Genomic DNA, 10,806 nt, shown 5'->3' with positions numbered 1-10,806 from the left:
GCCTGGGACGAGCGCGCGGTGTCGATCCTCGACCCCGAGGTCTGCGACGGTGACCACACCGGCCTGCTGGCGATCCACTCGCTGTCGAAGACGTCGAATCTGGCCAGCTATCGGGCCGGATTCGTGACCGGCGATCCGGCGGCGCTCGGCCCGGTCCCGCCGTACCGCCGCTACCTCGAGTGGCTCGGCGGCCGCGACACCGCGCGGTCGCTCGCCGTGTGGACCGAAGCCCACGCCGGAGCCGAGCCGCCCCAGCACGCGTCACCGGCGGGCCCCCCGGCCCCCCCCCCCCCCCGGGGGGGGCCGTAACCCCCCCGCCCCCCCGGGTTCCCCCACCGGGGGGGCGCCCGAGATCGCGACTCAGAAGTTGATCATGTGCCCGGCCAGACCGTGGATGGCCTCCTGCAGGGCCTCGCTCAACGTGGGGTGGGTGTGCACGTTGCGAGCGAGTTCGTTGACCGTCAGATCCCACTTCTGGGCCAGGGTCAGCTCCGGCAGCAGCTCGGACACGTCGGGGCCGATCAAGTGGCCGCCGATCAACTCGCCGTACTTGTTGTCGGCGATAAGCTTCACGAACCCCGTCGCGTCGCCCAGGCCGTGGGCCTTGCCGTTGGCGGTGAACGGGAAGGTGGCGACCTTCACGTCGTAACCCTCGGCGCGAGCCTGCTCCTCGGTCAGCCCGAAACTGGCGACCTGCGGCTGGCAGAAGGTGGCGCGCGGCATCATCCGGTAGTCGCCCAGCGCCAGGGTCTCCGCGCCCGCGATGGTCTCGGCCGCCACCACGCCCTGCGCCTCGGCGACATGCGCGAGCTGCAGCTTGGCGGTGACATCGCCGATGGCGTAGATGTGCGGCACATTGGTGCGCATGTAGTCGTCGATGGCGATGGCACCGCGCTCGGTCAGCTGCACACCGGTGGCCTCCAGGCCGAAGCCCTCCACCCGCGGCGCGAAACCGACGGCCTGCAGCACCTTGTCGACGGTGACGGTCTCGACCGCACCGGACTTGTTGTCCTTGATGGAGACGGTGACCTTGGCGCCGTTGTCCTCGATCGACTGCACCGACGCACCGGTGGTGATGGTGATGCCGAGCTTCTTGTACGCCTTGGTGATCTCCTTGGAGACATCGGCGTCCTCGTTCGGCAGGGCGCGGTCGAGGAACTCGACGATGCGCACGTCCACGCCGTAGTTCTTCAGCACATAGGCGAACTCCATGCCGATCGCGCCGGCGCCCACGACGAGGATGGACCCCGGCAGATCCCGCGTCAGGATCTGCTCCTCGTAGGTGACGACGTTCTGCGACAGCGAGGTGCCCGGCAGCAGCTTGGTGACGGTCCCGGTGGCGATGATGACGTTGTCGAAGGTGATCGACTCGTCGCCGCCCTTGCTGAGCGCGACCGACAGCGAGTTCGGACCGGTGAACGTCCCCTTGCCGTCGAACTCGTCGATCTTGTTCTTCTTCATCAGGAAGTGGACGCCCTTGACCCGGCCGTCGGCGACCTTGCGGCTGCGATCGAACGCCGCGCCGAAATCGAAGCTCGCCTCGCCGGAGATACCGAACGTCTTCGCTTCCTTGGTGAACAGGTGGGCCAGCTCCGCGTTGCGCAGCAGCGCCTTGGACGGGATGCAGCCCACGTTCAGGCACACACCGCCCCAATATTTCTGCTCGACGATCGCTGTTCGCAGGCCGAGTTGAGCGGCGCGGATCGCGGCGACGTAACCGCCGGGACCAGCGCCGAGAACGACGACATCGTAGTGGGAAGTCACGAGTCCGAGCCTAACGCAGGGTTGAACGGGGTTGGCTCGGGTGTGGGGGGTTCGCGGCCTTCAGGGGTGTGAAAGGTCAGGTCCCGTTGGAGTGTGATCTTTTTACTATTCCCAGACTTGGCGGGCGATCCTTCGGAAGTTTCCCGTGAATATTGCGGTGCGGTCCGAGGCGGTGAAGCCGCGGTGGGCCAGGGCCTCGTTCAGACCTGGGACTTCGGTTGTGCCTATCAGGTCTTCGGGGGGTGTCCATTGCAAAGGGCCCCAGCGGGTGTAGTCCTCGGAGAAGTTTTGGGGGGTGGCGGCTATCTCGGCATTGAATTGGTCGCCGTCGAAGGAGAAGTCCGAGCCCAAGCCGATGTGGTCGATGCCTACCAGGTCCGCGCCGTAGGCCAGATGGTCTGCCATTGCCTCGATTCGGGCGGCGCGGTCGCCGGGAGCGTTGCGGCCCAAGAAGATTCCTACGCCGTTGATGCCGATGACGCCGCCGGTCGCGGCGCAGGCGCGGGCCTGGTCGTCGGTGATGTTGCGCGGATGTGCCCACAGGGCGGCGAAATTGGAGTGGCTGTAGATCATCGGCTTGGCGGTGGTGTCGGCGATGTCCAGGCCGGTGCGGGGCGAGCAGTGCGAGCCGTCTGCGAACATTCCGACCTCGCCGAGGGTGCGGATCAGGTCGCGGCCGTATCGGGTGAGGCCGGTGTCGACGGTGTCCAGGCAACCGCAGCCCGCGGCGTTGGCGTGGTTGTAGCTGGGTAGCAGCGAACGGACCCCGAGGTCGTAGAAGACCTTCACATTATCGAGGTTGCCGCCGAGGGGGCCGGAGTCCTCCAGGTCGAAGGCCAGGGCGATGGTGCGGTCGTCGCCGTAGGTGTCCTCGACCGTTCGCACCAGGCGAAAGCGGCCGTCCGCCAAGGCATCCCGGCGGAACTGCCGGACCAGCCCCAAGGCCTGCGCGGTCGACTGCGGCGCGTAGCCGACGTTCACCGACAGATACGAACCGAGCGGGTAGCGGGCCAGCTCGCCGATATCGGCCGACGGCAGCAGCGGCAGGCAGCAGTGCTGTTCCCACAGGGCAGGCGGCACGACCGGACCTCCTCGACATCGGCAATCGTGCCGCAATCGTAGGCGCGCGGCGTTCGCCCGCGACGAACGCAACCGGTTCGGCGCAGCGCGGCCCTCCGGCGTCGGCGACAATGGCGAGCATGAGCGGCGTCGAAGAACAGCAGACCGACCCCTACCTGTGGCTGGAGGAGGTGACCTCCGACCGCGCGCTGGACTGGGCGCGCGCCCGCAACGAGATGGTCGTCGACCGTTTCGCCACCGCGGACCGGTTCTCCGAGCTGGAACACCGCATCCTCGACATGCTCGACACCGACACCCGCATCGCCTACCCGACGCGGCGCGGCGCCTGGCTGTACAACTTCTGGCGCGACGCCGAGCACCCGAAGGGCCTGTGGCGGCGTACCACCTTCGCCGAGTACCGCACCGAGAACCCGCAGTGGGAGGTGCTGATCGACCTCGACACACTCGCCGCCGCGGAGGAGGAGAACTGGGTGTGGGGCGGCGCGGCGGTGCTGCGGCCCGAACAGTCGCTGGCCCTGATCAGCCTCTCGCGCGGCGGCGCGGACGCCAAGGTGGTCCGCGAATTCGACTTGCGGACAAAGCGATTCCGGCCGCCCGCGGACGGTGGCTTCCACGTACCCGAGGCCAAGTCGCAGGTGCGCTGGATCGACGCCGACACCGTCTATGTCGGAACGGATTTCGGCCCGGGCTCACTCACCGAATCCGGCTATCCGCGCATCGCCAAGCGCTGGCGGCGCGGCACACCGCTGGCGGAGGCGGAAACCGTCTTCGAGGGCGAACCGAGCGACGTACTCGTCTCGGCCGGATACGACCGCACGCCGGGATACGAACGGCACTACGTCGCCCGTGCCACCGACTTCTTCAACGAATCGGTCTACCTGCTCGAGGACGACGGCGCCCTGCGCCATTTCGACGTGCCGACCGACGCCTCGGAATCCTGGTACAAGGACTGGCTGCTGGTCCGCTTGAAGTCCCGGTGGGAGGTGGGCGGCAACTCCTACCCCGCCGGCGCCCTGCTGGCCATGGATCTGAACGAATTCCTCGACGGCGGACGGGATTTCGAAGTCGTCTTCACACCCGACGCGCACACCTCGCTGCACGGCTACGGCTGGACCGAGCACCACCTGCTGCTGATCACGCTGGAGGACGTACAGACCAAGCTCTACGTGCTCACCCCCGGCCCGGACGGCTGGACCCGGGCGCCGCTGGCCGACACCCCGCCGATGGCGACCACCAATGTCATGAACCTCGACCCGCTCGAGGGCGGCGACGAATTCATGCTCACCACAAGCGGTTTCACAACGCCCGCGACACTGTTGGCGAGCGCCGTGGGCCGCACGGCCGAACCGCTGAAGCAGGAACCGGCGTTCTTCGACGCCGACGGCCTCGAGACGGAGCAGTTCTTCGCCCGCTCCGACGACGGAACCATGGTGCCCTACTTCGTGATTCGCCATCGCGATCGAGTAGGCGAGCCGGGGCCCACGGTGATGTCGGGCTACGGCGGCTTCGAGGTCTCCCGCACCCCGGCCTACAGCGGCGCGTCCGGCATGGGCTGGCTGGAGCGCGGCGGCACCTGGGTGATGACGAATATCCGCGGTGGCGGCGAGTACGGGCCCGAGTGGCACACCCAGGTACAGAAGGAGAACCGCCACAAGGTCTACGAGGACTTCGCCGCCATCGCGCGAGACGTCGTGGCCCGCGGCATCACCACCCCACAGCAATTGGGCGCGGTGGGCGGCAGCAACGGCGGACTGCTGATGGGCGTCATGCTCACCCGCTACCCGGAGTTGTTCGGCGCCATCGTCTGCCAGGTCCCACTGCTGGACATGAAGCGCTACCACCTGCTGCTCGCCGGCGCCTCGTGGGTGGCGGAGTACGGGGACCCGGACAAGCCCGAGGAGTGGGAGTACCTCAGTAAATACTCCCCCTACCAGAACGCGCGCGCCGACCGGACCTACCCGCCGATCCTGCTGACCACCTCCACCCGCGACGACCGCGTGCATCCCGGTCATGCCCGGAAGATGGCCGCCCGCTTGGAAGAACAGGCCCACACGATCTGGTACCACGAGAACATCGAAGGCGGCCACGGCGGCGCGGCCGACAACAAACAGCTGGCCTTCCAGGCGGCGCTGATCTACGAGTTCTTCACCCAGATGCTGATCGAGGACCGAAAGAGCTGACTCGTCCCGGGGCGGTCAGCGATCCCGGATCCACTTCTCGATGCGGTCGACAGTCGCGCCGGGTTCGGTGATCCAGCCGTTGTGCCCGCGCGGCTCCGGCTGATGCCAGGTGGTGACGCGGGCGTTGGGCAGCTTCTCCAGCAGGTGGCCGGCCGAGCCGCGCGGCGTGAGGTCGTCGCCTGCCAGCGTGATCGACAGGACCGGCAGCTTCAGGCGGGCGATGCGTTCCTCGTAGTCGATATCGGCATCGGCGGGCACGAAGCGGCCGGTGCGCGCCAGCCGGGCCCAGTCCGAGATCAGCACCTTGGATTGGCGGCCGAACCCGCCCGCGGTGATGCGGTCGCCGGGCCAGAAACCGGCCAGATTGGCGGTCAGGGACACGGCCGCCGGGCCCAGCAGCATGGCCGACCGGGCGATACCGCCGTACCCGCGGTAGTAGGGGGTGCCGGAGGCGATGAGGATCAGCCCACCCAGCCGACCTCGGATCCGGGCCGCGTACATCGTGCCGAGCTGCCCACCCATGCTGTGCCCCAACATGATCGGCGTGCTGTCCGGGAATCGCTCGCGGACCACCTCGAACATCGCGGGAAAGTCGACCGACACCAATTCCTGATAGCCGTACGCGCTGGACGCGGTCGGCTTCGGGCGGCTGTCGCCGTTGCCGCGCAGTTCGCCGATCGCGACATCGAACCCTCGCCCCGCCAGCTCGTACGCGAAGTCCCCGTAATAGGCGCCCGGCACACCGAGCCCCGGAATCACGACGATCACCGCACGCGGCGCGTCCACCGTGATCGGCTGCCGATGCGGCCCCCGAGCCGGCACCAACCGCACCGGAACGACGCTGCCGTCGGGCACCTGGATCGGAATGGTCTCCATGCGCGCACGCTACCGCGCGCCGGTCCCTCCGCGCCCGATCGCCATACGCCCGATCTTCGTCACCTGACGGGACCGGGCCGACCGGTGTACAGCGACAGGATCGAGTCGACGATCGTCATCGGCCGCTTCAGGCGACGACGGGATCCGGCTCGGTGGGATCGTCATCCGGCTCGGCCCCGTCCTCGGGCACCTCGGTCGCGCTGTCGCTCAGGGCGGTAGGACGGCGGCTCGGCATAGTGGCAGCATCATCCGGCGCTGTCGTGCCGTCGGTCGGCCGGGGCGCATCGACGTTCGGCTCGGCGGAGCCGTCGTCAGGTATCGCGTTGGCGCTCCACGGGTTCGGCTCCGTAGGGTCGGCCGTCGATGAACTCTGTACCAGGAGATGGTCCAGGCCCGTGCGGTTGGATACCACGACCAATTGGTTGCCCGGGGCCAGGAGGGTTTCCTGATCGGGTTGCCATTCCAGCTCGGCGCCGACGGCCGACTGCAAGGCCAGAACCCGAGTGTGCACCGGCAGGCCCGCGGTCCGGATCGGCTTGCCGACCAGCGCGGAACCGGCCTCCACCGGGACCTCGGCGACCATGAGGGTGCCGCCGTTGATCGAGAGCGTCGCGATCACGCGGCGCTCGGCCATCGCCGCGGCGAAACCCTCCGCGGCCAGTTGGAAGACGCTGCGCACCACCACGGTGTCACCCAGGCTGCGCTGCACCCGCTCCGCGAGGTCGTCGTCCGAAAGCCGCAGTACCACTTGCAGATTGCGGTGGGACTGCTCGTGATAGGACTGGCCGAGCAGCGCCGCCTCGAGATTCACCGCGTCACTGCTGGTGAGCAGCACCAGCGCCCGCGCGCGCGACACCCCGGCCGCCTCCAGCGTGTCCTCCCAGGTGGCCTGGCCGATCACCACCGGCACACCCAGCGTGCGCGCCAGCGCGATACCGCGAGCGTTCTCGTCGTAATCCAGTCCGACCACCTGCACACCGAGGTCGAACAACTGCTCCAGCACGCGCATGCCGACATTGCCCAGCCCGGCCACCACCACGTGCCCGCTGAAACCCGAAGGCTCGGGCCCGATCTGCTCCGACAACTGCGCGCGCAGTACACCACCCACCACCATGGCCGTCACGACCGGCGTCAGGGCCAGGCCGATGAACACGACCGCGACCTGCAGTGCCTTGAAGATCGGTTCGCGCTGGTGTTCCGGCTGCGCGGCGCCGGCGGCGTCGAGCAGCGTCTCGTATACCGCGTCGCCCCAGGCATTCCCGACCGCGACCATCAGCACGCAACCCAGAATGATCAACGTCATCAGCGCCAGCATCAGACGAACCAGGTTGTGCCGCACCAGGTACCGGAACCGCAGCAGCCACCGCCGGCGCCGGTTCAACACGTGCGGCGCCCGCGCGGCCAGCGCCAGCGCTCGCGAATCGCTGCGCGTCGACGCCAGCATGCGGACGTCTCCCGCCGCCGACTCCGCCAGCCCGCACACGACCGTGCTGTCCGGAATGCCGGAGGGCCCGGTGACATACAGCGTCCGTTCACCCAGTCGCAGATAGTCCAGAGTCTTCTCGCCCAGCGCGGCCGCGATGAACGAGGGCGCCGCCATTTCCGAGATCGACAGCACTACGCAGTCCGCGAACATGGTCCGGACCCGAAAACCCAAGCCGGTGTTGAACATCCGGATCACCAGGCGAATATCCGGGTTCAATTCGTGCGCGCGCAGCGCGGCGTGGAAATTCTCCACGTCCGCCTGATCGACCAGGGCCAGCGACCGCGCCTCCGCGACCCCCGCCGCGCGCAGCGTCTCCTCGTCCAACCGCTCCGCGTACAGGACCCGCACCCCGTCCAGCCGTTCCAGCAGCGGCACATAACCGCCGCGGCGGTTCGGCAGGACCACGGTCACGACCGCGTCCGCGAACCGCCGCACCAGCTGCGCCGCCAGCTGATAGACGAGCGGATTGTCCCCGCAGACAACGAAACTCGGGGATCGTTCCCCCAACTGATCCACACTCACAATTCGATGCTAGAGCGAATCACCAGCATACGACCAGGGGCTCGCCGGGCCCGCCGACGCCACGGACGCCGGTTCTCACGCGCTCACGGCTCCGATGATCACCCGCCGCAGCACGCGGATCACGTCGTCGAGCGATTGGCGTGGCTCCGACCCGCTCCACGCGTCCACCACATAGTTCACCGCACCGATGATCGCCACGACGCGCATCTCGTAATCGCCCGGCGGGATTTCTCCCTGGAGCGCGGCATCCTCCGCCGCGCCGGCCAATAAGGCACCCCAGGCACGGCGAAACTCCAATCGGAATTTTTCGACTTTGGGTCCGGCGCCGACCACTTCGACCAAAGCGACGCGGGCCTTGCGTGGATCGCGTCCGATGGATTCCACGTAGGCCCGCACGGCCGCATCGATGATCTCCACCGCGCTGCGGTCGGTTTGCGCGGCCAAGGCGTCGGCGACCGCTTCCCGGGATTGCCGGTCGATCTGTTCGTACAGCTCCAGCAGGAGCGATTCCCGCCCGGTGAACTCCTCGTAGAACTGTCGTGACGACAGTCCGGCGTCTTTACAGATGGCACCCACCGAACTGTTCGCATAACCGTCACGCGCGAACACAGTTAGTCCGGACTCCAGAAAACGCGCACGTCGCTGCCGCTGCCGGTCTTCTACGGGCTGCCCGGCGTACATCCTGCCCGCGTTCGTTTCCTGTGACATCGGGCCAGACAATACCCAAGAGCCCGATCCGTACGGCAGGGATCGAGCTGTTCGTTAACCGCAAGAATTCTCCGGGCGTTAGCTGAAAGTTGTCTATCCAGCTTCGAGTGATTCCATGGCACGTCCGGCGGCACATATTCAATTATCATTCGGGCGAGGATGCCGCTCCGAGCTGGAGTTACCAGCGGTTTGCCTGCCCACTCCGGACGATACGCATTTGTTCGGGATTTCGTGTCATTTTGAAGGAAGTTCATAGAAATATTTATGACGTATTTTCCCCGTTTCGCACGAAAGCTCATGATCGCCTTCGCTTCCCATTGGTTAAGCAATCACTTGACTATCAGCTCGACCCGACTACACTCAAGCAAGTGCTTAACAAAACGGACCGACTCGACCGTGTCTTCCGCGCACTCGCCGACCCCACGCGCCGGTGGCTGCTGGAGCGCCTGACCGGTGGGCCGGCCGCGGTCAGCACACTGGCGGAGCCGCTGGAGATGTCGCTGGCGGCGGTCGTGCAGCACCTACAGGTCCTGCAGGAGGCGGGGCTGGTCCGGTCCGAGAAGGTCGGCCGGGTCCGCACCTGCCAGCTGGCGCCCGACGCGCTGCGCCCGGCCGAACAATGGCTACACGCCCGGCGCACCCGTTGGGAGCGCCGACTCGACACCCTCGGCGCGACGCTCGCCGATACCACCGATCACGAGGAATAGATCATGACGAAGCATTCCGTAGTCCACGCCACTTTCACCATCGAACGCGACTATCCGGCCGCCCCGGACCGAGTATTCGCGGCCTGGTCGGACCCGGCGACCAAGGCGCGCTGGTTCGCCGGTCCCAATTCCCGGCACGAGCTCGACTTCCGCGTCGGCGGACGCGAACTCGCGGGTGGCACGCACGACGGCACCGAGCTCACCTTCGAGACCACCTACCAGGAGATCGTGCCCGGCGAACGCATCGTGTACACCTCCGCCCTGCGCGCCGACGACACCGTCGCGACGATATCGCTCACCTCGGTGGAATTCGTTGCGGCAGAAGAAGGTACGCGACTCGTCCTCACCGAGCACGGTGCCTACCTGGACGGCCACGAACAGTCCGACTGGCGCGAGCAGGGCACCCGCGACCAGCTCGACGCCCTCGCCAAGGAACTGGCGTCCGCGCCGTGAGCCCGTACCAGGTCGCGGTCTGCGGGCCGCGGGACTGCACCGACCTCGACGCCGCGAACGCCGCCGAGGTCGGCCGGCTGCTGGCGGAGGAAGGTGCGACCGTGCTGTGCGGTGGCGGCGCCGGAGTGATGGCGGCCGTCGCCGAAGGAGCCTCGCGCGCAGGCGGTCTCGTGATCGGGATCCGACCGGACACCGACCGCGCCGCCGCCTGCGCCGGGCTGTCCGCGGTGCTCTACACCGGCATGGGCGAGGCGCGCAACGCGATCCTGGTGTCCTCCGCCGACGCCGTCATCGTTGTCGGCGGCTCCTGGGGGACACTCTCGGAACTCGCCCTGGCGCATCGGCGCGGCGGGATTCCCGTTGTCTCCCTGGGTGGTTGGCGCATCCTCGATGCCGAGGGCGACCCGGTCGATGCCGCTGTCAGCGTCGCCGATCCCGCCGCCGCGGTCGAAGCGGCGCTACACGGCGTCTGACGGGTTCTCCGCGGCTCGCGCTCAACTGGAAGCGTGGGGGCCAGTGAGGTTGCGCAGGGTGCGTTCGGCTTCGATGGCGAGGGAGCGGACGAGGTCTGCGGCGGGCTCGACGGCTGTTACCAGGCCGACTCCCTGGCCCGCCCAGATCGGGGTGGCCGCCAGGTCGTTGCGGTCGGCGAGTGCGCGGTACTCGCGGAATGCTTCGGGGCTCTCGCGCAGCTCGTCGTCGCGGCCGCGCCACTTGTCCAGGAAGTCGTTGCGCAGGGTGCGGGCGGGGTAGCGGTCCGGCCAGGCGGAGCCGCGGGCGATGTCGAGCGTTCGGTTGGATTCGGTGTCCTGGCCGCGGGCCTCGAGCAGGGCCTTGCTCTCCTCGGCCGACAGCAGTGCTTCCTGGGTGCCCTCGAATCTGGTCCCGATCAGTGCACCCGCCGCGCCCAGGGCGAGCGCGGCGGCCAGTCCGCCGCCCGCCGCGATGCCGCCGGCCGCCCGCACCCGCGTTGCCCCCGCCAGCGCGCCCACCCCCGGGACGCAGGACAAGGTGCCGGTGGCATCCGCCC

Annotated in this window: 10 protein-coding genes and 1 pseudogene; 5 read left to right on the top strand and 6 right to left on the bottom strand. The window is 68.1% G+C overall.

Features of this window, described 5'->3' with window-relative positions:
• Positions 1-309 (top strand): annotated as a pseudogene (locus tag QH470_RS10445) (hypothetical protein); the annotation flags it as partial.
• Positions 310-360: 51 nt separating this feature from the next.
• Here QH470_RS10445 and lpdA read toward each other — a convergent pair.
• Entirely contained in the window at positions 361-1,764 is a 1,404-nt protein-coding gene (gene lpdA / locus QH470_RS10440; protein WP_280272100.1) for a dihydrolipoyl dehydrogenase, read from the bottom strand.
• A gap of 105 nt (positions 1,765-1,869) precedes the next feature.
• Positions 1,870-2,844, bottom strand: coding sequence for a dipeptidase (locus QH470_RS10435; RefSeq protein WP_280272099.1), 975 nt, complete (start codon positions 2,842-2,844; stop codon positions 1,870-1,872).
• 119 nt (positions 2,845-2,963) lie between these two features.
• Here QH470_RS10435 and QH470_RS10430 point away from each other — a divergent pair, with 119 nt between their 5' ends.
• Entirely contained in the window at positions 2,964-5,024 is a 2,061-nt protein-coding gene (locus QH470_RS10430) for a prolyl oligopeptidase family serine peptidase (RefSeq protein ID WP_280272098.1), read from the top strand.
• Between the two features lie 15 nt (positions 5,025-5,039).
• On the opposite strand, the gene QH470_RS10425 is transcribed toward QH470_RS10430, so the two are convergent.
• From QH470_RS10425 to QH470_RS10415, 3 genes are all read right to left on the bottom strand, one after another.
• Positions 5,040-5,900, bottom strand: a complete 861-nt coding sequence (locus tag QH470_RS10425; RefSeq protein ID WP_280272097.1) for an alpha/beta hydrolase family protein — start codon at positions 5,898-5,900, stop codon at positions 5,040-5,042.
• 127 nt (positions 5,901-6,027) lie between these two features.
• A complete protein-coding gene (locus tag QH470_RS10420; protein WP_280272096.1) occupies positions 6,028-7,908 on the bottom strand; it encodes an NAD-binding protein in 1,881 nt (626 codons plus the stop codon).
• 75 nt (positions 7,909-7,983) lie between these two features.
• The gene (locus QH470_RS10415; RefSeq protein ID WP_280272095.1) at positions 7,984-8,616 is read right to left on the bottom strand and encodes a TetR/AcrR family transcriptional regulator; all 633 of its coding nucleotides are present in this window, start codon (positions 8,614-8,616) and stop codon (positions 7,984-7,986) included.
• 368 nt (positions 8,617-8,984) lie between these two features.
• On the opposite strand from QH470_RS10415, the gene QH470_RS10410 reads away from it, so the two are divergent.
• Genes QH470_RS10410 through QH470_RS10400 form a run of 3 tightly spaced genes read left to right on the top strand, consistent with a single transcriptional unit; the run spans position 8,985 to position 10,249 of the window.
• Complete coding sequence (locus tag QH470_RS10410) at positions 8,985-9,323, top strand: ArsR/SmtB family transcription factor (protein WP_280272094.1); 339 nt, start codon at positions 8,985-8,987, stop codon at positions 9,321-9,323.
• Positions 9,324-9,326: 3 nt separating this feature from the next.
• Positions 9,327-9,776: an SRPBCC family protein gene (locus QH470_RS10405; RefSeq protein WP_280272093.1), complete on the top strand. Its 450-nt coding sequence runs from the start codon at positions 9,327-9,329 to the stop codon at positions 9,774-9,776.
• On the top strand, positions 9,773-10,249 hold the full coding sequence (locus QH470_RS10400; RefSeq protein ID WP_280272092.1) for an SLOG cluster 4 domain-containing protein: 477 nt from the start codon (positions 9,773-9,775) through the stop codon (positions 10,247-10,249). The genes QH470_RS10405 and QH470_RS10400 overlap by 4 nt, the downstream gene beginning before the upstream one ends.
• A gap of 21 nt (positions 10,250-10,270) precedes the next feature.
• Here QH470_RS10400 and QH470_RS10395 read toward each other — a convergent pair.
• Positions 10,271-10,806, bottom strand: a 536-nt coding sequence (locus tag QH470_RS10395; RefSeq protein ID WP_280272091.1) for a nitronate monooxygenase, incomplete at its 5' end; no start/stop codon positions are given.

Source organism: Nocardia wallacei (assembly GCF_029868745.1).
Classification (GTDB): Bacteria; Actinomycetota; Actinomycetes; order Mycobacteriales; family Mycobacteriaceae; genus Nocardia; species Nocardia wallacei_B.
The sequence above is the reverse complement of the archived record's forward strand: the minus strand, read 5'-3'. Positions and strand labels throughout refer to the sequence as shown.